Raw genomic sequence first — 22,119 nt, 5'->3', positions numbered from 1 at the left:
CCGCAAGCGGTTGAAGGCCGAACCAGTTTCTGTGTCAGTTTTGTGTGTTTTACGTTTTATCGTTTTCTTTGCGTTCTTCGCGTCTTTGCGGTGAACGCTTTTCTTTGCCTTCGCTCTTTGCGGTGAACGTTTTTACTCCGGGAACGTCCTCAGCAGGTGTCCCTTGATCGTCGCCTCGAAGTCCGCCTCTTTGTCGCCGCGGTAGACGAGCGACGAGCCGATCTCCGCCGCCAGGATCGCGAACAGGTACTTGACCGGCAGGTTCTTGATGCGACGCGCAAACCTCTGCTCCTCGCGCAACATCTTGGGGAGGTGCGCCAGGATAGCCCGACGGTAGACCGGCTGCAGGCAGAGCTGCGGACGGTTCTGGAAGAACTTGTAGATCATCGCGTAGTGCTCGTTGATCTCGGTACTGAGCGAATCGGAGATCTCGGTGCACAAAACGCCCGGGTTCTCGCGGCGCCGCTTCAGGATGAGACGCGCCTCGTCGGCGGCCCGCTGCTCCAGGATCTCCAGCACGTCGTTGACGTAGCGCTCCTTCTCGGCCAGGAACTCGTCCTCGGACAAAAGCAGGTTCGCGATGATCTCGTAGGAGGAGGAGATCACCCCGCACTTGTTGGCCGAGGCGTCGCGCATGATGATGACCCCTTTGTTCTGCAGCTGGATGCGCGCCTCCGGGGTGATGAAGGAGTTGGCCCCCTCGATGACGGCCGGCGTGGACGGGGTGCCGTCCGCCTTCAGGTAGTTGCTCCAGTTGTCCTTGTCGATAGTCTCCGGGCGCCCGCCCGCAGGGATGAACAGGTCGGCCTCGACACTGAAGGGGAGGCTCGCATAGGCCCGGGAGAACTCGTCGGTGGAAAGCCACTCCTCGACGATCCCTTTGTCATTGCGGCTCACCTTGCGGTACAGCTCGCGCAGCCCTTCGCGCCTGCTGCCGCTTCGGAAGATCATGAAGCCGCCGGGGTTGAGCGCCTCGGGGTTGAAGGCGTCCAGGTCGGCCTTCAACACCACCTTGGCGAGCTCGCCGCGGTCGGCCCCCTTCGGGTCGTAGAGCGCCGCGGTGCCGTCCAGGATCAGGCGCACCGCAACCTTGGGAGAGCGCTCCAGGAGGATGCGCAGGGCATTCCCCGCCACGTCCCCGTTGGGGCCGCCGGTCAGCTTCAGCGAGAAGGGGTCCTTGTAGATGTCGATCCCCAGCTCCTTCATGGTGATCTCGGCGAACTTGACCACCCCGGCCGAGGTGACCCCGTACTCCTTGTGGTTGATCCCCACCGCCTTGCTGGACATGATGCCGATGCCGAGGATGTAGCCGCGCCGCTTGGAGATGCGGGCGATGTTCTCGATCATGAGGTCGTGCATGTTCTCGTCCGGCCCGAGCTCGATCGGCTCGTCCTCGCGGTAGTAGTCCACCACGTTCGGGTTCTTGGCGACGCCGTCCTGGGTCACGAAGATGTCCAGGAAGGAGTTGGTCACCCCGTGCTGCAGCTTGTACAGGCGCCAGTTCTCCATGTCCCGCTCGCCGCTTCGTTGCAGGTCGGCCGAGTCGAGGATCAGGACCAGTTTGGAGCCCCCCTCGTAGATGTCCTTGTTCTTCAGGTGCTGGGTGTGCGCCAGCACGAAGTTCTCGCGGAAGATCGTGTTCGCGTTGGTGATGAAGTCGTCGGAGTTGCGGGCGATGACGGTGCGCCAACCGCCGCGGGCGATATCGGAGAAGCCGATGTGGTAGCCGAAGCCGAAGCGGCTGAAGAAGAAGGTGACCCGGAAAGGGGTCGCCGGCGGCAGGTCCGAGGTGAACTCAGGGCCCAACTCCTTCAGGTAACCGGGATCCAGCCTGAAGGCGAGCGCCTGTTTTTCCAGGACGAAGAAGTTGGTCTTCAGGGTGTGGGTGATGAAGATCAGGCAGCAGCGGTAGATGGCGCGACGCACCTCGTCCAGGTAGCGGTGCCCCGTGTTGTAGCCGGTGACCGCCTTGGTGGTCTCCTTAAGCGTAGTGCGGTAGACCTCCTCGCGGTTTTTGAGCGCCGGGTCGAAGCGTGCCCGGAAGAGCTTCACCAGTTGCAGGGCCATCTCAGGGTGCAGGTGGAAGGCGTTCTGCACGTCGTCCAGGCCGAAGCGGTCCGGCCGGTTGTGGGCGAGGTTACTGTGGCAAAAGGCGATGAACGCATTGGCGAGGCTCGCCTCCTCGCCGGTCATGACCCCGGTGGTGACGAACTCGCGGTAGGTGTACCCCTTGGTGGCGATGATCTGGGAGTTGTAGAGTTCCTGCTGCAGGCGGGTGTAGAGTTCGGAACCCGGTGCCAGGACCTCGCCGGAGCGGCGCCTGACGTAGAAGGTCCCCAGGAAGTAGGGGTGCACGCCGTTTGAGATGGTGAGGCAGTAGGCGCGGTTCACCCCCAGGTCGAGGCGGTTGAACACCTCCATGAGCTGGAGCAGGAACTCCTTCTGGGGCGGGTTGCCGACCGCGAAGTGCACCCGCGACTCCAAGGGGTTGATGGTCGGTTCCACGTAGAGGTAGATGCCGCCGCTGCGGCCGGCCTTCTGGAACAGTTGCAGCACCTGCGCCACCCTAAGCGGCGAGGAGACCCGTACGTAGTCTTCGTTGTTGAGCCACAGGATGCGCAAAAGCCGGTCCAACTCCTTCATGTCGAACTCGGGGTAGTGCTTCCTGAGGTCTCTCGCCACCTCGCGGGTGATCTTCGCGGGGATCTCGACGTCCTTCCAGCCGAGGATGTCGCCGTTGGATTTGCGGTCGAACTCGAAGCGCTGGATCTCCAGCGAGCGTTCCATCCCCGGCAGTTCCCCCTCCGAGTGCGAGATCATCGCGTAGGAGATTTCCATGTCCGGGAAGTTGCGCAGCGTGTCGTAGAGCGACCCGGGAGCGTTGACCCGGGCGAGCACCAGGGTCTTTTTGCGGTCCGCCAGGATCAGCCGGCGGTTGTACTGCAAGGAGCCGAGTTCGCGCTCCAGGATCTTGAGCGCTTCCGGTTCGTCCTGCATTGCGGTGAAGAAATAGGGATTGAGCTGCTCTTTGAGCCATTTCCGGTTGGCGAGGATTTCGGCGTGTCTGTCTTTACTCGTTGCTGCGGTGCTACCCATGATGTACCCCTTTCCGGTCGTGTTGAGCCGTTCTGCGCGATAGTATAACAGCGCTTTTCGGATTTTGTTTACACGAATTTTACTTACATGGCAAAAAAGTTTACTCAAAGTAAACTCGTCCATCCTGACCCGGCGGCGCAGTACGCGAGGTTGAGACGTCGTACTGAGTGCAGCGGGTTGATTTATGCCACGGAGTCACGGAGTTCACGGAGAAAACCAACTGCAGAGCATTTGGCAATGAGAGTCCCGGCTTCTTGTCTTCATCGTTCCAGCCGTTCTCCGTGACCTCCGTGCCTTCGTGGCTAAAAAAAGGTTTGTCAGCCATTCCCCATCTTTTCGGAGCGTCAGTACGAACCTTGATTGTGTAGACTCTGCCCGGCGTCTGCGCCGAAAGAGTAGTGCTCCGCTCGGCGCCAGGTTTAATAACTCTCAGGAAATCCTTGAAAGAGAGCAGCGTAGCAGGTATGATGCGGCGGTTCAAATCGACGGCAAGGGGAGGGCGGGTGCAGCGATATCTGACCGCGGAGATACCGGGAACCGGTGGGAGCATCAAGGGGAGTCCCGAGGACTTCGAGGTCGAGGAGGTCCCGGCCTACCTTCCCAGCGGGCTGGGCGAACACTGCTTCGCCTGGATCGAGAAGCGCGGCATCACCACCCTGGAAATGCTGCGACGTCTCGCCAAGGCCCTCGGTGTCCAGGAGCGCGACCTGGGCTACGCCGGGATGAAGGACTCCGTCGGCATCACCCGGCAGTTCGTCTCCATCCCGCGGGTGAGCCCGGACAAGGTGCTCGCCCTCGCCATCCCCGGAGTCACGGTGGTAAGCGCCGCCAAACACGGCAACAAGCTGAGGCTTGGACACCTCAAGGGTAACCGCTTCCGGATCCGGGTGCGCGGGGTCGAGCCGGCCGCACTGGAGCGGGCGCAGCAGACCCTCGCCATCCTGGAGAAGCGCGGCGTCCCCAACCGCTTCGGGTCGCAGCGCTACGGCGTCCAGGGAAACTCGCAGGAGATCGGAGCCGCGATGCTGCGCGGCGACTACCGCGGGGCCATCGACGTCCTCATCGGCGACTCCGCCCAGGTGAGCGACGAGCGCTGGCGCGAGGCGATCGAGGCATACCGGCGCGGCGACCTGGCCCAGAGCCTGGAGCTCTTCCCCGGCTACTGCCGGACCGAGCGCGAGATCATCGGCCGGCTGCTGCAGCGCCCCGACGACTTCGCCCGGGCCTTCCACGCGGCGCAGCCCCGGCTGAAGCGCCTCTACCTGTCGGCCTTCCAGTCCTCGCTCTTCGACCGCGTCGTCGAGGCGCGCCTGGATCGGCTGGACACCCTCGAGACGGGGGATATAGCTTTCAAACACGCCAACGGCGCCTGCTTCAAGGTCGAGGATGCCGCAGCCGAGGCGCCGCGCGCCGCCAGCTTCGAGATCTCCTCCACCGGCCCGATGTTCGGCTGCACCATGCTGCAGGCGACCGGGGGACAGGGCGAGCTGGAGCAGGGACTCCTGGCGGCCGAGGTGCTCACCCTGGCAAGCTTCGACCTCTCCGGCGGGCTGCGCATGGAAGGGGAGCGGCGCCCCCTGCGCGTGCCGCTGAGCGGCGTCGAGATCGTCGAGGAGGGAGGCGACCTCGTGGTCTCCTTCGCGCTCCCCCGCGGCTCCTACGCCACCTGCGTCATGAGTGAGATCATGAAGTCCGAGCAGCGTCTCGACCACAGTTCCTAACAATCCACGTTTACCAGGTGTTCATGTGCCGGCCTTTGCAGAGGAAACAATGAGCGACGCGGAACTCGTGATCGGGGCCAAGAAGATCCTCTACGAGCGGAGTCGCCAGTTCACTCCGGAGCAGACCCTCGAGACGATCCAGGATCTCAAGAGCTGGATCGCCGAGGAACTTGCCTTCGAAGAGGGTGCCTCCGCCTCCTTCGGCAGAGTGCTCTCCGAGCTGTGGCACGCCGAGTACCTCGACCAGCTTCCCCCCCTGTTGAACCGCTTCGAGCGCCTGGTTGCCGCCTACTACGTGCGGCGCGGGTCGGTGGCCGCCTTGCAGGGCTTCTGCAACGCCTGGCGCGACGGGGTATTGCGCCGCGTGCTTCAGTTCGCCGAAGAGGGGCCGGAGCTCAACGACGAGGGACACGCTCCGGCCCCCTTTGCGCTTCTCGCCTCGGGAAGCCTCGGGCGCTGCGAGCAGACCCTCGAAGAGAGCGACCGCTGCGTCCTGGTCTGGAAGAGCGAAGAGACAACCGGCTACTTCGAGCCCTTCGCCTACCGGATCATCGCGATCCTGGACCAGTACGGCCTGATCGGCAAAGAGGGAGCATTTCTCGGCAAGGCGCTCTGGCGCGGCTCGCTCGAGAAGTGGGAACACTACCTTAGCGGAGAGGTCCAGCCTCCCGACCAGCCCAACCGGCTGGAGACCGTGGCCGATCTGCGCGTCGTCTGCGGCGACGAGGCCATCGGCGCTGCCGCCCTAAAAAACGCTCGAGACTTCCTCGCCCGCAGCCGCGACGGGCAGGAGCTGCACGACCTGGCGCGCGAGGTGTCCGAACAGCCGGTGGCGCTGCGCATGCTGGGGGGGCTGCGGGTTGAGAAGACCGGCGACCATGCCGGCTGTCTCAATCCGGAAAAGGACGGGCTGCAGCCACTGGTAGGGGCGGTGCGCCTCCTGGCTGCCCAACTTGACCTCGAGACCGGACCGACCCTGGAGCGTATCGCCGCGCTGGCTACCCTGGGGGTATTTACCGGTGGCCAGGCCGAGCGCTTCAGCGCCGCCTACCAGGTGCTGGCGGGATTCAAGGTGCGTCGCGAGATAGCACTTGAGCAGCCTTACCTGAGCCCCGCCGCCCTCGCAGAAGGCGACCGGGAGCGGTTAAAGGAAGCGCTCGAATCGGTGCGGCAGCTGCAGCGCCTTTTGCGCTGCCGGTTCCAGGGTAAAGAACGCACCGGTCAGGGCAGCGGCACATGATGAAAGGGGAGAACAACGTGAAGAAACTGCAGTTAAAGGCCCCCGCCAAGGTGAACTACCGGCTCGACGTCCTTGGCAAGAGACCCGACGGCTACCACGACCTGCGCATGCTGATGCAGCGCGTCGATCTTAACGACGACATCGAGATCGCCCTGAGCGAAACCCCCGGCGTTCGGGTCACCTGCGACGGCGGGGGCGCTCCGGACGGGCCGGGCAACATCGCCTGGCGCGCGGCCGACGCCCTGTTGCAGCTCTCCGGCAAGGAGGTCGGCATCGACATCACCATCGCGAAGCACATCCCGGTCGGGGCCGGGCTGGGCGGCGGCAGCAGCGACGCCGCGAGCGTCCTCATGGGGGTGAACGAGTTGCTGGAGTTGGGATTGAGCGACGAGAAGCTCATGGAGATCGGGGTGAAGCTGGGAGCCGACGTCCCCTTCTTCATCTTCAAGAGACCCGCCCTTGCCGAGGGGATCGGCAACCTGCTCACCGCCTTGGAGCAGGTCCCCGAAGTATGGGTGGTATTGGTGAACCCCGGGATCCACGTCTCCACCGGCTGGGTGTACCAAAATTTGAGATTGACAAACAAAAACGAACCCGCTAAAGTTTCGAGTTCCTACGCCGGCCTCGACGAGATCTGTGCGGTACTTTCCAACGATCTCGAGCCGGTGACCATCGGCAGGTATCCGAGGGTCGGCGAGCTGAAAGAGCTTTTGAGCGCCGCCGGAGCACGGGGCGTGTTGATGTCCGGCAGCGGTTCCACCGTTTTCGGGCTCTTTGCCGACGAGAAGACGGCAAAGCAGGCGGCAGCCGAGCTTGCAGAGGAGCACGGCTGGTTCACCGCCGCCGTACGCAGCATCTAAAAGAGAATAGGGGCGTCGCCAAGCGGTAAGGCACCGGATTTTGATTCCGGCATTCACAGGTTCGATCCCTGTCGCCCCTGCCATAAATATGAAGGGCCAGCTGAAAAGCTGGCCTTTTTCTTTTTTCCTGAATCGCTGAATAGACTACCCCGATCACCCCCCCAATAGCCGCACCACGGTCTGAACCACTGCCGTAATCTCCCCCTGTTCCTTCAGGTAATGCGTTGCGGCAGTCCAGGGTTCGGTGCCTATGTGCACCCCCAAAAGGTTAGGGAGCGCCATCTTGAAGACTTCCTCGTCGGTTACGTCATCACCTATATAGATTGCCTGCCCCGCTCCCACGAACTCCATGGCCTCGACGAGCGCCGTCCCCTTGGTCTCCGCCTCCATCGGAAGCAGGTTCATCACGAACTTGCCGCCGATGACGCGCGGCGCCGGGATGAGCTCTCCTACCAACTTCTCGATGCGCAGCCTCGCCTGGTCAGGGTCCGGCGCACCGCGGTAGTGGATCGCCAGGGTCTCGCCCTTGTACTCGATCTCCACGCCGCGCTCCTCTGTAAATCCCTTCTCCAGAACCGCCCTCCAGCTTCCGGCTTTCTCGATGTACCGCTTGTTTCGGGGCCTAAGCTCCGGCGGCCACTCGCAGCCGTGGTTCCCCAGCACGAGCCGCAGGTCCATGCGCAGGATAGCGAGGGCGTCCTTCCGCGATCGGCCGGTGAGGACGCAGACGTTGGTGAGTTGGTCCAGGCGCTTCAGTGCCTCGAACAGTTCGGGAGCGAGCCGGACCTCGCTGGCGTGCACCTTGATGGGCGCCAGGGTCCCGTCGAGATCGAACGCGAACAAGGTGCCGCGGGTGGTGAACCGGGTGAGATCCTGTAGGCCCTGCTCTTCGAGAAGGTAGGTGGTCGACATCGCTGGCCCTCCTGGGGGTGAGGTGTAGGCTGACTCCACGATGATACTCCTTTTGCGCCTTTCGCGTGAAGGGCAAGGGGACCCGCACTGCGGCTCGTGCGCCACCTCGATTCCCCCTCGCGCAAGGGGCGGGAGGGACAAAATCTCGCGGCAAGGGAGACGGTGGAACTCGAGGTAAGTTTCGCCTGCGCCCTTGTCGGATTTGTCTTATGCCTAGTGATTAAGGATGGTTACGCGCAGGATCCCCCTCAAGTTTTTGCCGTACACGCCGATAGGTTCAAGAAGAGTCAAAACCTTTTCCGGCCTTAACATCGGGACCGTGTCCAGCGGGGAAACCGTCAGGAGTATCTCTTTATGACCATCGCAAGAAAGATGCAGATCATCTTCGCCGCCGTGCTGCTCGGCCTCATCCTGCTGGCGGGTATGAACCAGTTAGAGACCGGGAAGGTCTTCGATGCGGCCAACTACGCCAATACCAACACGGTTCCCAGCCTGGACCATCTCACCAACGCCGTCAACGCGCTCACCACGGTGCGGGTCAGCGTCTGGCAGCACGTCGCTCAGACCGATCCGGCCGAGATGGCCAAGCTGGAGAAAAAGATCACCGAAAACACCAACGCGGTCGACGAAACGCTCAAGAAGTACGAGAAGGAGGACCTCTCCAACGATCAGGACAAACTCCTCCTGGCGGTGGACCGGGACTCGCTCGCCAAGTACGTCGCGGTCCGGGACCAGGTACTCGTCCTCTCCCGGGAGGGAAAAAAGAACGAGGCGCGCGACCTGCTCATGGCCAACCAGCAGATCCTCATGGAGGTCGGCAAGGCCTTCGACAAGCACATCGATTTCAACATCGAGCAGGGACGCACCAAGGCCAAGGAGGCACTGGCGCTGAAGCGGACCGCCATGTTCTTCTCCCTTGCCGGCACCTTCCTCATTGCCTTCGTGGTCGGGGGGATCTGCCTGACGGTGAGCCGCGCGGTGCTCAAGCAGATCAACTATGCCGTCGAGATAGCCAAGGCGGTGGCCTCGGGCGATCTCTCCCGCGAGGTGAAAAGCGACAGCAAGGACGAGGTCGGCATGATCCTCGGCGCCCTCGGCGAGATGGTCGGGAACCTGCGCCAGATGGTTTCCCAGATCATCGACATATCCGGCTCGGTCGCCACGGCTTCGGGACAGCTGCGCTCCACGTCGGACCAGATCGCCACCGGTGCCGAGGAGACCGTCGCCCAGTCCAATACCGTGGCAACCGCCAGCGAAGAGATGGCGGCGACCAGCACCGACATCGCCCGCAACTGCACGGTTGCAGCCGAGGCGTCGGCGCGGTCGGCCCAGGCGGCCCAAGCCGGGGCGGCGATCGTCGAGGAAACCATCGTCGGGATGGGGGTGATCGCCGAGCGGGTACGGGCCACCTCGGTCAGCATCGAGGCGCTCGGCACCCGTTCGGACCAGATCGGCGCCATCGTCGGGACCATCGAAGACATCGCCGACCAAACGAACCTCCTGGCGCTCAACGCGGCCATCGAGGCGGCCAGGGCGGGCGAGCAGGGACGCGGTTTTGCCGTGGTGGCCGACGAGGTCCGCGCCCTTGCCGAGCGCACCACGAGGGCGACCCGCGAGATAGGGGAGATGATCCGGGCCATCCAGGGAGAGACCAGGACGGCGGTATGCGCCATGGAGGAGGGGGTGCAGGAAGTCGAGAAGGGAGCGGCAGCCTCCTCGCGTTCGGAAGAGGCCCTGGAGATGATCCTCAACAGCATCAACGAGGTTTCCCTGCAGGTAAGCCAGATCGCCACGGCAGCCGAGGAACAGACGGCGACCACCGGCGAGGTTACCAGCAATATCCTGCAGATCTCGGAGGTGGTTCAGCAGACCGCCCGCGGCGCCGAAGAAACCGCGGCATCGGCGGGTACCCTCGCAGCCCAGGCGCAGGATCTCAAACAGCTGGTCACCCGGTTCAGGCTGTAGCGAGGTGGAGGCCACGGAGGAGACCTCCCCTCCGTGGTGCCTTGGTGAACTTCGCACCGAGTTGCCGTTGCATCCCTTCTTTTCCCTCTCCAGTATCCCCACCCGTTGGTAGAGCGTCCGCAGGACCTGGTGCACCTTTTCCAGGATGGCCCCTTTTTTTCGTTGCCACGCGGCGGCTGGAGAGGCTCATTGCGGAAGATCCGTCAGGTGCCGGATTCTTAATTCTTTCCCAGATACTGCTCCTAAATCTCGGCTGATGCTGTAGGTCAACGTGGGATTATGTATAAGCCCTGTCGACGCTGCTTCGCTTTACCCTAAGGTAACCACGCCTGTCCCTGTATTTGTAGTTGTCGCTGTTCATGAACCTGTTCACTGTTATTTTTGGCTAAAGTTTCTCTTGAAAAAACCCGATGTTACCGGTGCTTCTGCCGTATACATTTTTCTTGAATCCAGTACAAAAGACAGCTATAGAGCTTGTTGATGCGCGGTGTTCTTGAAATGACGCGGATGTATCGATCTTAATTCAATGCGGAGATGAAATGACGTTCCAACTGCGATATCCGCTGATAAATGCACTCATCGTGGTTATTGCCATAACCTCCTCGACGCTGCTCTTTCTCTCGCAGCTGTACAGCCACGCAGTGACCGATGCGCAGCATGAGCAGGAGGAGCGGCTGAAGGCCTTCCGGGTCATGCTGCTGCAAAAAGGCGACAGCTTCAGCGTCCACGACGGCAAGCTCTGGGTCGGCACTTACCCGTTGACCGGCGACTCTGCGCTTACGGACCGTGTCCGGGAGGTCTTCGGGGGGACGGCGACCATCTTCCAGGGCGATGTCCGGGTCGCCACCAACGTCCCTACTGCCGATGGCCGGCGCGCCCTGGGCACGAGGCTCGTCGGCGCCCCCCGTGAGGCCGTCTTCAATAGGGGGGAGCGCTACCTGGGTGAGGCGCTCCTCTTCGGCGAGCCGTACTATGCGGCCTATGATCCGCTCAAAGATAACCAGGGGCGGGTGGTCGGCGCCATCTACGTCGGTATCAAGAAAAGCGAGATCTTCGAGCTCTACGACAACCTGAAGACCAAGGTCATCGTGAGCTGCGTGCTGCTCAACGTCCTTTTCATCTGCTTCTCGCTGTTCTTCATGCGCTTTCGCAACGAAAGCTTCCGGGCCCTGGAGATCCGCGACCGGAAGATGAAGGCGATCCTCAACAACATCCCCGACATGGCCTGGATCAAGGACCAGGAGAGCCGGTACGTCGCGGTAAACAGGGCCTTCGCCGAGGCCTGCGGCCGCAACCCGGAAGAGCTTGTGGGGCTTACCGATCTGGATATCTGGCCCGGCGCACTGGCCGAGGCCTACCGCGCCGACGACCTCGAGGTAATGAAAACCGGCCGCAGCAAACAGGTCGAAGAAGAGTTGGCCGGCACCGGGGGGCAGGTCTGGCTGGAAACCATCAAGACCCCGATCTTCAGCGCCCGGGGGGAGATCGTCGGCACCACCGGGATCGCGCGCGACATCTCGCAGCGCCGCCTGTCCGAAGAGGAGCTCCGCTTCACCCGCTACAGCGTCGAGTGGTCCCCCGACGGCATCGGTTGGGTGGCGCAGGACGGCAGCTTCGTCTTTGCCAACGAAAGCCTCTGCCGCATCTTTTCCGCGACGCCTGAGGAGTTTGCCACACTCACCATCTTCGACCTGGTGCCGGGGTACACCCCGGAGTACTGGCAACAGCGCTGGAACCTCCTCGAGGACGAGGGGCCCCAGTCCACCGAACTGTTGGCGCTGGACCGCAAGGGGAGGCCCGTCCCGATCGAGGTGAGTTCGAGCCTGCTCATGTACCACGGTACGGGACGGATCTGCTCGTTTGTGAGGGACATCTCGGAGCGTAAGCAGTTCGAGGAGAAGAACCAGCAGACCCTCTCGATCCTCTCTGCGACGCTGGAATCGATCGTCGACGGAATCCTGGTGCTCGACCTCGAGAAGCGGGTGGTGATGTACAACCGGAAGTATCCCCAGATGACCGGGATTCCGGAGTCGGTCATGGCACAGGGGTACCAGGCCATGCTGGATCACGTCATCCAGGAGTTGAAGGACCCGATCGGGTTCCAGCAGCAGCTCAACGAGCAGATGGCGCACCCGGAACAGCTCTCCACCATCCTCATGGAGTTTCTTGACGGCAGGATCGTGGAACGGGTGGCCTGCCCCCATCTGATCGGCGACCGGGTGGCCGGCATCGTGCTGAACTTCCGGGACACCACCATGCAGCGCAGGGTGGAAAACCACCTGCGTAACTCCCAGAAGGTAGAGGCGCTCGCCACCCTCACCGGCGGGATCGCCCACGACTTCAACAACCGGCTCACCGCCATCATTGGCTACGGCAGCCTGATCAAGTCCGAGGCGCAGCTCTCCGAACAGATGAGGGGGTACCTGAACCTCTTGATCACCTCGGCCGAGCGTGCCGCCGATCTGACCCGGGGGCTTTTGGCCTACAGCAGGAAACAGGACCTGAACCCCGTGCTGCTCGACCTGAACCAGCTGGTCAAGGGGGCCCAGAAGTTCTTCCCGCCGATCCTCGGGGAAAACATCGAGCTGCGCCTCGAGCTGGGGCGGGACCCCTCCCTGGTCCAGGCGGATCATGGGCAACTGGAGCAGGTTATCTTCAACCTGGTGGGTAACGCACGAGACGCCATGGCGGGGGAGGGGCGCCTCACCATTGCGACCGGTTCGGCGTCGGTGAGCGAGGAGTTCGTCCAGGCGCAGGGGTACGGGAAAAGCGGCGAGTACGCCATCCTGTCGGTCACCGACAGCGGTTGCGGGATGGATGCCGCCACCCTGGAGAAGATTTTCGAGCCGTTTTTCACCACCAAGGAGGTCGGCAAGGGGACGGGGCTTGGGCTCTCCATCGTGTTCGGCATCGTGAAGCAGCACAACGGGTTCGTCAACGTGATCAGCGAACCGGGGGTGGGGACCACCTTCTGGGTCTACCTCCCGCTGGTGCGCGGCACCGCGCAGCAGGCCGCTCCTCCCAAGGAGAACCTGCACCACGGCAGGGGGGAGACCATCCTTTTGGTCGAGGACGATGCCGAGGTGAGATCGCTGTTCCGCGAGGTCCTGGCGCACCACGGCTACCAGGTCATCGAGGCGGTGGACGGGGCCGACGGGATCCAGAAGTTCCGCGAGCGCGGGGTCTCCATCGACGTCCTGGTGCTCGACGTGATTATGCCGCGCAAGAACGGCTGGGAGGCCTTCAGCGAGATACGCAAGCTGCGCGGCGACGTGAAGGCGCTCTTCATAAGCGGGTACACCTACGACGTCATCAACAAGTCGGGGTTGGCCATCCAGGGGCTGCACCTCATCGAGAAGCCGGTCTCGCCGGCGCTGCTCCTGAAGAAACTGCGGGAGCTTTTGGAGTGATCGTTCGTTCACCCGGAGCAGGACCTCGCGCTCCCCGAAGCCGCATGCCAAGGTTTCGAGCACGAAAAAGCCCGAAGTGCCGCGTTCAGGCGACGCTCCGAGCTTTTTGACAGGCCGACACCGGTAGCGGTTTATGGAATGGCCGGCCGCCTTTCCAGGTTCGGGACTCTACTCAGTGGAGTTGGCCCCTGGTTTCCTCGGCTGTCTCCGCGAATTCCGCAGCCTTTGTCTCGGCATACTGGCGTCCCCGCTGCAGCTTGCTGTTCACCTTCTGCTGTACGTCGGCGGTGAGGTCTTTCATTTTGGTGATGGCCCCGTCGGTAGCATCGGAGACCCGCTCTCTTACTTCGTGCCCCGGCTTAGGGGCGTACAACAGGGCGAGCCCCGCTCCCACTATGGCCCCGGCGGAAAAACTCACCAGCTCGGCAGTAGTGCTTGCGTGTCTTTTCATAATGATCCTCCTTGAACTCTCCGGTTACCTTACCCTTTGCCATCCCTCCGTTTCTACTGGCCCCGCGTTTAGACCCTCTGTCCCCGATGGCTGTACCAGTAGCTCCCCAAGGCGGCTCCCAGCGCCGTTGCGAGCGCACGCCATGCCATCTTTCGCCCTGGTTGGGTGGTGCCCTTTTTCTTGGAAGACCGGGCGCCGCTCAGAAATGCCTTGGTCGCGGTCAATGCCAGTAACACCCCGGAGACTGGCGGCCCGACAGGCACAACCGCGCGGTCTGCCGCCTTGCGCAGCAGCATCCAGAGGCCTCCGGTGGCCCCTGCCATCTTCGCCACCGTGGCGCTTCCGTGCTGTCCCGGGTGCTGCTCCAAGAGGGGCCTGTGGTCCCCCGAAGCGTGCCGCTTGCGGTTTCGCAGCACGAGCAAAAGCGCGCTTCCCGCCACCAGAGACGCCTGGATGGAGGTGTGTTGTGCGACCGCCAGAATCCGTGCGGCCCCTTGCCATAGCAACCGGCCTGCCTTGTGAAGACCACGCCGGCGCAACAATCGCGGCGAGAGCCTTTCTTCCAGGTCCTGCACCGTCTCTGCTATATCGCTTTCCGTGTGTCGTATTTGTTCGCGAAGCGTGTCCGCCGCCGACTGGAGTTCCTTAGTGTTTTCGCCCATTGTACCGTCTCCTTTAGCGTGGCAACTGTCTCTTCGGGCTTCTTGTCCAGCTGCGCGAAGTTCTTGAGCCCCCTCTGCACCAGCACGACCCCCGTACCCAGGAATGCCACGGCAACCAGAAGCGCGGCGCCCCACGCCGGCATAACGGTTGCCAAACCGAGCACGATAGCCGCGATCAGTGCAAAAGCGCCGAAATAGAGAAGCGCAGCACCGAGTCCGACGGCGAGCGTGTCTTTTGCGATATCTGTCACCTTTGCCTTCATCTCGGCCAGGAACAGTTCAAGTTCCTGCCGGAACAGGGTCCGCACTTCCCGGGTCAGCTCGGTAAAGAGTGCGCCGATCGTTTTTTGTTCTCTCTCTGGCATGTCTGCCTCCCTGCCCTGCACTGGTTCATGCTTGTAACTATTGGTACATATTAATGCTATGGAATATCCGACGGCTTTGCAAGGATTCTTTGCGAGCGGAAGGTGGATTCAGCACAACCAGGAACGGATCCGGCGGGTAGAACTCGTGCCGCTCCTCGAAAAGACAATTAGCGTTGACTCATGCAGCGAAGCGTCTATCCTTTCTGTCGTTGCCGACATCTGGAGCTGCCAAGGAGGTCCGTATGGAAGCGGAAGAGGGGAAGAGGGTGACCATAAGTTTCATCTGCAAGCTTGAGGACGGCACGATCTACGATTTCTCGTCCCGTGACCGGCTCGAGTTCGTCATCGGGCAGGGGAACACCCTTCCCACCCTGGAGATGGGTGTCCTGGGAATGAAACCGGGCGATACCCGCACCATCCGGGTCCCGGCGGCGGAGGTCGAGGATTTCCAGTTCGATGTGGACGAGGCGCCGACTGACGAAGGTTTCCCCGCCGGTAGCGCGGGAGGCGGCTACGGCTACGAGTTCGGTCCCGGAGAGGGTGGCGATGACGACGTCTACCTCACCATCCCGGAGGCGCCCATGCGCTCGGTACGCGAGCGACCGCCAGCGGGGTCGGACCTGATCTTCGAGGTGGACCTGGTTGCGGTGGATGATGCCGACCTGGAACTGGGGGAGGACTAAATGTGGAGGTCGTCCCTTTCGCGGCTACTGACTTTGCTTTGTTTCCTCGTCTCTTTACGATGTGACCCTTCAGTCGTAGGTATAACCAGCTAAGTGCCGATTTCGTAGAATCTATTCACGTCATTGCCATCGGCGACTGTCATGCTAGTATTAACGAAACCTAACCAAAAGGAGGTAGCACATGACCCGTGATGAGATCCTGAACCAACTGGAGAAACTGATCCAACTCGATGTCGATGCCACCCATGCCTACGATCAGGCGATCAAGAACGTGGACGATCAACTGATCAAGGACAAACTGATCCAGTTCCAGGGGGACCACCGCAGGCACATCGACCTGCTCTCCGCGAAGGTGCTGGAAATGGGCGGCACCCCGCCGGAACTGACCTCGGACTTCAAAGGCTTCTTCATCTCCGGCTTCACCGCACTGCGCAGCCTGACCGGTACCAAAGGTGCCCTGGAGGCTATGGAGACCAACGAGAAGCTGACCACCTCCAAGTATCAGGATGCCGTGAAGATGGTCTGGCCGACGGACATCTCCTCGATCATCCAGGCGAACCTGGCCGACGAGCAGCGCCATCTCTCGTACGTGCGCGAGGCGGTGCAGACGATTACGGCGAAGAAACGGTAACCATCGCATCACGCTGAGTATTCCGGGTGGGGCGGAGTGTGGGCCGCCCCTTTTTTTGGGCAGAAAGGCGAAGCAAAATCTTTTTCGCCACGGAGCCACGGAGGACACGGAGAAAATCTGAACTTGGGGAAAACGGAAACGGTAAGTCACTTAACCTCACGAAGTCATGAAAACAGCAGCCCAAAACTGGTACGGCCTCCTACGTTAGCGCGGGAGGCCGTACTCGCTTCAAGGTTGTCTTTCTCCGTGTTCTCCGTGTCTCCGTGGCTAACCCGTCTGTTACTTTTCGTGCTTTTCGCTGCGGGTCAGGAAGGAGGACATCATCTGGCGCGCGGACTGGCGCACCATGCCGCCCAGGTTGGGGTCTCCCTTGAAGATGGAGGAGAGATACCCTTTGGCCTGCTCGAAGGTGATGTGCGGGGGTAAGGGCGGCACGTCGGGGTCGCAATGGGCATCGATCACCGCGGGCCGGTCGGCGTTCAGGGCCCGCTCCCAGGCACCGGCGATCTGCTTGGGATCGCTCACCTCGATCCCCATGAGCCCCAGCTGCTCGGCATATCCGGCATAGGAAAACGCCGGAAGGTCCTGGGACGCGTCGAACTTGGGATCGCCGTTCATCACCCGCTGCTCCCAGGTCACCTGGTTCAGGTCCCGGTTGTTGAGCACCAGGATGACCAGGTTCGGGTTGCTCCAGGTCTTCCAGTACTTGGAGATGGTGATGAGTCCCGCGTTCCCCAGCATCTGCATGGCCCCGTCACCGACCAGCGCCAGAACGCTCCGGTTAGGATGGCAGAATTTGGCGGCGACGGCATACGGCACACCGGGGCACATGGTGGCCAGGGTCCCGGAAAGCGAGGCCATCATCCCGGGGCGGACCTTCAGGTCCCGCGCAAACCAGTTGGCGGCGGAACCGGAGTCGCAGGTGATGATGCAGTTCTCGGGAAGACGTGGCGAAAGCTCCCAGAACAGGCGCTGCGGGTTGATCGGCTTGGCCGAGATCATGGCGCGTGCCTCCATGACCTGCCACCACTCGCGCACCTCCTTCTCGATGGTCTCGCGCCACTCCCGTTCTCCCTTCTTCTCCAGGAGCGGGATCAAGGCCCGCAGGGTCAGCGCCGCATCCCCCTGCAGGTTCACCTCCATCGGGTAGCGCAGTCCGAGCATGCGCGGGTTGAGGTCGATCTGCACGCCGCGGGCCGACCCTTCCTTGGGGAGGAACTCGGCATAGGGAAAGCCGCTGCCGATCATCAGGAAGGTGTCGCAGTTCATCATGAGCTCCCAACTCGGCTTGGTCCCCAAGAGTCCGATGCTCCCGGTGACGAAGGGGAGGTGGTCGGGGAGGACCGCCTTGCCGAGCAGCGCCTTGGCCACGCCGGCCCCCAGCCGCTCGGCGGCCTCGGCGACCTCTTCGCCGGCTCCGAGGGCTCCGGCTCCGACCAGGATGGCCACCTTGCTCCCGGCGTTCAGCACCTCTGCCGCCCGGCGCAGGTCGTCCCGGGCCGGAATCACCTCGGGGCGGCTGAAGCCGAGACCGGTGTACGTGGTGCCGTGCTTGCGCTCGGGAGAGGCGACCGCGTCCAGCTCCTGCACGTCGTTGGGGAGGATGATGCAGGTCACGGTCCGCTCGGCCAGCGCGATCCGGATGGCCCGGTCCACCAGGTGACGGATCTGGCTTGCCGAGGTCGCCATGTGCACGTACTGGCCGGCTACGTCCTTGAAGAGCGAGATGAGGTCGACCTCCTGCTGGTAATCGGTTCCCAGTGCGGTGGTGGCCTGCTGGCCGACGATGGCTACCACCGGCTGGTGGTCCAGCTTGGCGTCGTAGAGTCCGTTTAAGAGGTGGATGGCACCGGGGCCGGAGGTGGCGATGCAGACGCCGACCTCGCCGGTGAACTTCGCGTGGGCGCAGGCCATGAAAGCGGCTTCTTCCTCGTGCCGGGTCTGGATGAAGGTGATCTGCTCCTTGCTGCGGTTGAGCGCTCCCATCACACCGTTGATGCCGTCACCGGGATAGCCATATACCCTGCGCACGCCCCAGTCATGGAGACGCTGGACCAGAAAGTCACTCGTGTTGGTAGCCATTGGCTCTCTCCTTTAGATGTGAAAGTGTTAATCCTGGAGAAGTGTAAGAGCCGCGTCCGCATTGTCAACCGGATGGGAGAAGAACCAGTGCCTTTCTTGACATTGCGGGAGCCCCCGGTAATGATGTTAGGGAATTTTCAGCGAAAGGGGGCCGACATGGACGCAGACTACACCGATTATGAGTATCTGCCGGAATGCAAGGACGGCTGCGGAGCACTCCACGATTGGATGCCGAGCAACGAGGCGGCCCACGCGGTCTGCCACAACCATGAAAAACAGACCGGCCACACCTGGCGGGTGCAACAGAGGATGAGGGAAGACCGGCGGTAAGGGCAGGGACTGGGAACTTGGGACTGGCTGCGTAGGTGCCTGTCCCCCTTTGCTGGTGCTGCTAAAGTCGGGGGACGAGAGGGCTGGGCTGGCACTAGGGCAGCAGCTGCTGCCATCGTTGGTGTTGATGAGTTCATGAAAGGGAGGCGGATCATGCCTGAGTTGCCTGATCTGACAGTGTTTGCCGAATCGCTGACGCAGCTGGTGGGGGGCAAGAAGCTGACCGACGCTCGCTACCATCGCCGGTCGCGTCTCAACGTCGAACCCGCCCAGCTGCGCGAGACGCTGGTCGGGCAGCGGGTCGAGGAGGTGCGCCGCGAGGCGAAAGGGCTGTTGTTCGTCCTGGACCGGGGCGACCGGCTCTTCGTGCACCTGATGCTCTCGGGCGGCTTCCAGCGTGCCCAGCCGGGAGAGGAGGTCGCCTTCGCCGTCCTCACCCTCTTGTTTGACCACGGCCAGTCGCTGGTGCTCTTCGATCCGCGCGGCCTCGCTACGGTGACCCTCAACCCCAAGGCAGGAAAGCCGGTGCCCGATGCGCTGCAACTGACCGAGGAGTCCCTGCGGGAGATCCTGCTGAGCAAGCCGAAACTGACGGTGAAGGAGTGCCTGATCGACCAGAGCCTGATCGCGGGAATCGGCAACGCCTACTCGGACGAGGTCCTCTGGCAGGCCCGGGTGGCCCCCAGGTCGCTCGCCGGCCGGCTCCCCGGCCACGCGATCGCCCAGCTGGCCCAGGCGATTCCGAAGGTTCTGAACGAGGCGACCGAGTACCTGCGCCGAGAGCATCCCGGCATGATCGCCGGCGAGTTCAGAGAGCATCTCGCGGTACACAAGCCCAAGGCGCGGCAGGCACCGACCGGCGCCCCCATCAAAAACGAGATGGTGGGACAGAAGAAGACCTATTACACGGAGGAACAGGTGCTGTATGAGTGAGGCAGGGACCGGGACTGGTACTAAACTGAAACTGGGACTGGACCGGCAACTGCGGGGCGACAATCAGCCCCGTTGACACACAAAAGGGAGAGCAGCTTTAGGCTGTTCTCCCTTTCTCGTTGCACCGGGCTGGTGTCAGTACAGATTCGATTCGTCCTCTGCCTTGAGGTGCGGGAAGTGGTCGTGGCCGATCTCGTGGGTCAGTTCCGAAATCTTGCCGCAGCTCACGCAGAGATACTTGTCGCCCTGGGCCCGGTAGTCATGACGTTCGCAGGTGGGACTCCAGATCTTGGTGTCGCAACGCGGTTCTTCGGCTGGCCTCTCGTTACTTTCCTTGTTGAATTCCATGGCCTTACCTCCTTGGTGACAACCCATTATAGCATGTGCGCTCTTACGGGTGTTCCCTGGAATAGGTCTCGGTGCGCCAGGGTCCTGGGCTCTTCGCAAGCGGCCGTGGACGCTCCACCCGCGGGCGCCGGCTACAGGCTGATCAAGATCTGGCTCAGGCGGCGGATACCTTTGGCAAACGAGCTGGTCTCGTAGTTGGTGAGGCTCTCGAAGATGTACTCGCCGTCCACCGGTTGCTGGGGATCGATCAGGCGCGCGATCGGCTCCAGGGTCTTCAGGAGTTCGACGTTTTCATGGGTGGGATCGGCGAGGTAGCGGCAGATGCGCGAGAGTGGATCGTCGGCCAGCTCGTTCAGGTGCTGGACCAGGTTCTCCACCGGGGCGAAACGCTCCTCGGCCCCCTGCCCGAAGAGCCCCGCGTGCTCGGCCAAAAGCGAGGCCCGCACCGCCTGCAGGGCCCGGCCCAGTTCGGGCTCGCCCGGGCCCGCCTCCCAGCTCACGTTCAGTTCGGTGTCGAGACCCATGCTGCGATTGGTGGCGTTGGCGGAGCCGACACTCAAGAAACGGTCGTCAACCAGGAGGAGCTTCGAGTGGATGAAGGTGAGCTTGCGCTGGCCGCCGTCCACGCAGGCGGTGCAGTAGACGGCGAACTCGTGCCCCGTCTTCACCGCCACCTGTGCAAGGGAGGAGAGCATCTTCATCTGGGGGAGTCCCAGGAAAAGCTGCTCGGTGAGCGGCAGGCGGTCCGGCAGCATCAGCACGATCTGGATCCGCCCCCGGTCCGGGAGGGCCATGCGGGAGACCAGCGACCAGTAGATGGCCTGGGAGCTGAAGTACTGGTTCTCGAGGTAGATGAGGCGCTCGGCGGAGAGAATGGCGTCGACGAAGAGGTTGCGGATCTCGAATGCCTGCTTGGGACGCGTCTCGGAGACTCGGGCCAGGGTGCGGCTCACGGCCACCCGGCTGGTGGGGAGAGGCACCCCGCCGGGGATCTCGGGAACTTGGGCCGGTTCGAGGACCGGGAGCTTCAAAGGATCCGCACCGGAGTCGGTCCAGCGTTCGACGAAGAGGGCGAGCAGTTCCCGGACCACGGGGCCGGTGTGGTAGGACTGGATGTCGTGGTAGGAGCCGTAGGGCTTGCCGCTGTCGTCGACCCGCAGCGGGTTCTCGTTGAGATGGCGACGGTCGTCCCAGCGCGAGGCGCAGATGTCCATCCCCCCCACGAAGGCGATGCTCCCGTCGATGATCACGAACTTCTGGTGGTGGGTGGCTCCCGCCGCGTGCTGGTTGTCGAAGCGGAAATGGAGACGGTCGTTGGTGGTCCAGTCGAAGAGCACGTCCTGGAACCATTCGCGCTCGAGGGCGAAAAAGGCGCTGAAATCCCAGGCGAGGATGTAGATCTCCAGGTCGGGGTTGCTGGCGCAGAGCTGGTCCAGGAAGTTGAGCAAAAGCACCTCGCCTCCGGCCTGTTCCGCTTCGCCCCCCCGCACGAGTGCCACCTCGGAATCGAACTGCCACCCCGCCATGAGGATGTAGCGGCGCGCCGTCAGGGCCTGCTGGTAGAAGGCCCGGTAGTAATCGCTGGCGTCGATGAGCAGCCCGGTCTGCTGCGCCGCGAAGATCCCCAGGCAGTTAGTTCCCGGTTTCAGTACGCTCATGGCAGCTCCAGGGTGACCACCAGGGGGAGGTGGTCGGAGGCGAGGCGGGTGAGGGGGGTGCGCGGCACGGCGACCTTACTGACCTGCACTCCCGGGGAGATAAACAGGTGATCGATGCGCATCAGGGGGAGCCGGACCGGGAAGGTTCCCTGGGGGCGGCTCCCCTTCAGCGCGCACTGGGCGTCCCTCAGGCGTCGGGTCAGGCAGCGGTAGGCTGCGGAGCGGGGGAGGGCATTGAAATCGCCGCAGACCACCACCGGGCCACGGCACTCGGGGTGTTCCAGCCACTCCGGGCCGAGAAGGGCCTCCGCCTGGCAGATCCTCTCCCGCCGGTTCAGGCCGAAGTGGGTCGCGATGATCTGCAGTCCCCTCCCTCCCTGTTCCACCTCCACCCACAGGGCGCCGCGCCGCTCAAAGCTGCGGCTTGGGTGCGAGGGGAGCGGACCGGCCTTCACCAGGCGCAGCGGCAACCGGCTCAGGACGGCGTTGCCGTACCCGCCCTCTTCGACCCGAAACGAGGGGTGGAAATGGTAGGTCATCTCCAACTGGTGGGCGATCACGTGCGCCTGGTCCACCAGCGAGGTGCGTGTCAGGCCGCTGTCCAGCTCCTGCAGCGCGACCACGTCCGGAGCGCAGCGCTCGATTACCCCGGCGATGCGCAGCGGCGAGATCTTGCCGTCCATGCCGATGCTGCTGTGCACGTTGTAGGTCATGATGGAGATCGTTGTGGTCATGTGGGGTGGAGGTGGGCGTGGCTGGAAAAATTAAACGG

Annotated in this window: 17 protein-coding genes and 1 tRNA gene; 10 read left to right on the top strand and 8 right to left on the bottom strand. The window is 62.8% G+C overall.

Features of this window, described 5'->3' with window-relative positions; all coding sequences use genetic code 11:
• Positions 1–132 precede the first annotated feature (132 nt).
• On the bottom strand, positions 133–3,096 hold the full coding sequence (locus GMST_RS02940) for an NAD-glutamate dehydrogenase domain-containing protein (RefSeq protein WP_183353108.1): 2,964 nt from the start codon (positions 3,094–3,096) through the stop codon (positions 133–135).
• A gap of 467 nt (positions 3,097–3,563) precedes the next feature.
• On the opposite strand from GMST_RS02940, the gene truD reads away from it, so the two are divergent.
• From truD to GMST_RS02920, 4 genes are all read left to right on the top strand, one after another.
• Positions 3,564–4,817 (top strand): tRNA pseudouridine(13) synthase TruD, encoded by a 1,254-nt coding sequence (gene truD / locus GMST_RS02935; protein WP_183353107.1) that lies wholly within the window; start codon positions 3,564–3,566, stop codon positions 4,815–4,817.
• Positions 4,818–4,866: 49 nt separating this feature from the next.
• Positions 4,867–6,057 (top strand): putative nucleotidyltransferase substrate binding domain-containing protein, encoded by a 1,191-nt coding sequence (locus tag GMST_RS02930; RefSeq protein WP_183353106.1) that lies wholly within the window; start codon positions 4,867–4,869, stop codon positions 6,055–6,057.
• Between the two features lie 17 nt (positions 6,058–6,074).
• Positions 6,075–6,917 (top strand): 4-(cytidine 5'-diphospho)-2-C-methyl-D-erythritol kinase, encoded by an 843-nt coding sequence (gene ispE / locus GMST_RS02925; RefSeq protein ID WP_183353105.1) that lies wholly within the window; start codon positions 6,075–6,077, stop codon positions 6,915–6,917.
• Positions 6,918–6,925: 8 nt separating this feature from the next.
• Positions 6,926–7,000, top strand: a tRNA-Gln gene (locus GMST_RS02920).
• 70 nt (positions 7,001–7,070) lie between these two features.
• On the opposite strand, the gene otsB is transcribed toward GMST_RS02920, so the two are convergent.
• Complete coding sequence (gene otsB / locus GMST_RS02915) at positions 7,071–7,829, bottom strand: trehalose-phosphatase (protein WP_183353104.1); 759 nt, start codon at positions 7,827–7,829, stop codon at positions 7,071–7,073.
• 354 nt (positions 7,830–8,183) lie between these two features.
• On the opposite strand from otsB, the gene GMST_RS02910 reads away from it, so the two are divergent.
• A complete protein-coding gene (locus GMST_RS02910; protein ID WP_246399174.1) occupies positions 8,184–9,794 on the top strand; it encodes a methyl-accepting chemotaxis protein in 1,611 nt (536 codons plus the stop codon).
• Between the two features lie 539 nt (positions 9,795–10,333).
• Positions 10,334–13,204, top strand: a complete 2,871-nt coding sequence (locus GMST_RS02905; protein ID WP_183353103.1) for a PAS domain-containing protein — start codon at positions 10,334–10,336, stop codon at positions 13,202–13,204.
• Positions 13,205–13,376: 172 nt separating this feature from the next.
• Here the strand turns inward: GMST_RS02905 and GMST_RS02900 are convergent, their stop codons facing one another.
• Both GMST_RS02900 and GMST_RS02895 read right to left on the bottom strand, forming a co-directional pair.
• Complete coding sequence (locus tag GMST_RS02900) at positions 13,377–13,655, bottom strand: YtxH domain-containing protein (protein ID WP_246399173.1); 279 nt, start codon at positions 13,653–13,655, stop codon at positions 13,377–13,379.
• A 583-nt stretch (positions 13,656–14,238) separates the two neighbouring features.
• On the bottom strand, positions 14,239–14,682 hold the full coding sequence (locus tag GMST_RS02895; RefSeq protein WP_183353102.1) for a phage holin family protein: 444 nt from the start codon (positions 14,680–14,682) through the stop codon (positions 14,239–14,241).
• 242 nt (positions 14,683–14,924) lie between these two features.
• Here GMST_RS02895 and GMST_RS02890 point away from each other — a divergent pair, with 242 nt between their 5' ends.
• Both GMST_RS02890 and GMST_RS02885 read left to right on the top strand, forming a co-directional pair.
• The gene (locus GMST_RS02890) at positions 14,925–15,365 is read left to right on the top strand and encodes an FKBP-type peptidyl-prolyl cis-trans isomerase (protein ID WP_183353101.1); all 441 of its coding nucleotides are present in this window, start codon (positions 14,925–14,927) and stop codon (positions 15,363–15,365) included.
• A 181-nt stretch (positions 15,366–15,546) separates the two neighbouring features.
• Positions 15,547–15,996 (top strand): ferritin-like domain-containing protein, encoded by a 450-nt coding sequence (locus GMST_RS02885; protein WP_183353100.1) that lies wholly within the window; start codon positions 15,547–15,549, stop codon positions 15,994–15,996.
• A 279-nt stretch (positions 15,997–16,275) separates the two neighbouring features.
• On the opposite strand, the gene GMST_RS02880 is transcribed toward GMST_RS02885, so the two are convergent.
• On the bottom strand, positions 16,276–18,078 hold the full coding sequence (locus GMST_RS02880; RefSeq protein WP_183353099.1) for a thiamine pyrophosphate-requiring protein: 1,803 nt from the start codon (positions 18,076–18,078) through the stop codon (positions 16,276–16,278).
• A gap of 156 nt (positions 18,079–18,234) precedes the next feature.
• Between GMST_RS02880 and GMST_RS02875 the strand changes: the two genes are divergently transcribed.
• On the top strand, positions 18,235–18,408 hold the full coding sequence (locus GMST_RS02875) for a hypothetical protein (protein ID WP_183353098.1): 174 nt from the start codon (positions 18,235–18,237) through the stop codon (positions 18,406–18,408).
• A 153-nt stretch (positions 18,409–18,561) separates the two neighbouring features.
• Entirely contained in the window at positions 18,562–19,341 is a 780-nt protein-coding gene (locus GMST_RS02870; protein ID WP_183353097.1) for a DNA-formamidopyrimidine glycosylase family protein, read from the top strand.
• A 135-nt stretch (positions 19,342–19,476) separates the two neighbouring features.
• Here the strand turns inward: GMST_RS02870 and GMST_RS02865 are convergent, their stop codons facing one another.
• The 3 genes from GMST_RS02865 to GMST_RS02855 form a co-directional block, all read right to left on the bottom strand.
• Complete coding sequence (locus GMST_RS02865) at positions 19,477–19,689, bottom strand: hypothetical protein (RefSeq protein ID WP_183353096.1); 213 nt, start codon at positions 19,687–19,689, stop codon at positions 19,477–19,479.
• Between the two features lie 131 nt (positions 19,690–19,820).
• Positions 19,821–21,347, bottom strand: coding sequence for a phospholipase D-like domain-containing protein (locus GMST_RS02860; RefSeq protein ID WP_183353095.1), 1,527 nt, complete (start codon positions 21,345–21,347; stop codon positions 19,821–19,823).
• Positions 21,344–22,081, bottom strand: coding sequence for an endonuclease/exonuclease/phosphatase family protein (locus tag GMST_RS02855; RefSeq protein ID WP_183353094.1), 738 nt, complete (start codon positions 22,079–22,081; stop codon positions 21,344–21,346). The genes GMST_RS02860 and GMST_RS02855 overlap by 4 nt, the downstream gene beginning before the upstream one ends.
• Positions 22,082–22,119: the final 38 nt, after the last annotated feature.

It is taken from the genome of Geomonas silvestris (assembly GCF_014193515.1).
Classification (GTDB): domain Bacteria; phylum Desulfobacterota; class Desulfuromonadia; order Geobacterales; family Geobacteraceae; genus Geomonas; species Geomonas silvestris.
Note: the sequence above shows the minus strand (reverse complement) of the source record. Positions and strands in the feature narration are given on the sequence as shown.

What these genes read in the sequence shown, in the direction of transcription:
- GMST_RS02940 (WP_183353108.1), bottom strand. Translation starts at nt 3,096, where the DNA reads ATGGGTAGCACCGCAGCAACGAGTAAAGACAGACACGCCGAAATCCTC.
- GMST_RS02930 (WP_183353106.1), top strand. Translation starts at nt 4,867, where the DNA reads ATGAGCGACGCGGAACTCGTGATCGGGGCCAAGAAGATCCTCTACGAG.
- GMST_RS02860 (WP_183353095.1), bottom strand. Translation starts at nt 21,347, where the DNA reads ATGAGCGTACTGAAACCGGGAACTAACTGCCTGGGGATCTTCGCGGCG.
- GMST_RS02875 (WP_183353098.1), top strand. Translation starts at nt 18,235, where the DNA reads ATGGACGCAGACTACACCGATTATGAGTATCTGCCGGAATGCAAGGAC.
- GMST_RS02890 (WP_183353101.1), top strand. Translation starts at nt 14,925, where the DNA reads ATGGAAGCGGAAGAGGGGAAGAGGGTGACCATAAGTTTCATCTGCAAG.
- GMST_RS02905 (WP_183353103.1), top strand. Translation starts at nt 10,334, where the DNA reads ATGACGTTCCAACTGCGATATCCGCTGATAAATGCACTCATCGTGGTT.
- GMST_RS02870 (WP_183353097.1), top strand. Translation starts at nt 18,562, where the DNA reads ATGCCTGAGTTGCCTGATCTGACAGTGTTTGCCGAATCGCTGACGCAG.
- GMST_RS02880 (WP_183353099.1), bottom strand. Translation starts at nt 18,078, where the DNA reads ATGGCTACCAACACGAGTGACTTTCTGGTCCAGCGTCTCCATGACTGG.
- GMST_RS02865 (WP_183353096.1), bottom strand. Translation starts at nt 19,689, where the DNA reads ATGGAATTCAACAAGGAAAGTAACGAGAGGCCAGCCGAAGAACCGCGT.
- GMST_RS02895 (WP_183353102.1), bottom strand. Translation starts at nt 14,682, where the DNA reads ATGCCAGAGAGAGAACAAAAAACGATCGGCGCACTCTTTACCGAGCTG.
- GMST_RS02910 (WP_246399174.1), top strand. Translation starts at nt 8,184, where the DNA reads ATGACCATCGCAAGAAAGATGCAGATCATCTTCGCCGCCGTGCTGCTC.
- GMST_RS02855 (WP_183353094.1), bottom strand. Translation starts at nt 22,081, where the DNA reads ATGACCACAACGATCTCCATCATGACCTACAACGTGCACAGCAGCATC.
- GMST_RS02885 (WP_183353100.1), top strand. Translation starts at nt 15,547, where the DNA reads ATGACCCGTGATGAGATCCTGAACCAACTGGAGAAACTGATCCAACTC.
- truD (WP_183353107.1), top strand. Translation starts at nt 3,564, where the DNA reads ATGCGGCGGTTCAAATCGACGGCAAGGGGAGGGCGGGTGCAGCGATAT.
- GMST_RS02900 (WP_246399173.1), bottom strand. Translation starts at nt 13,655, where the DNA reads ATGAAAAGACACGCAAGCACTACTGCCGAGCTGGTGAGTTTTTCCGCC.
- otsB (WP_183353104.1), bottom strand. Translation starts at nt 7,829, where the DNA reads ATGTCGACCACCTACCTTCTCGAAGAGCAGGGCCTACAGGATCTCACC.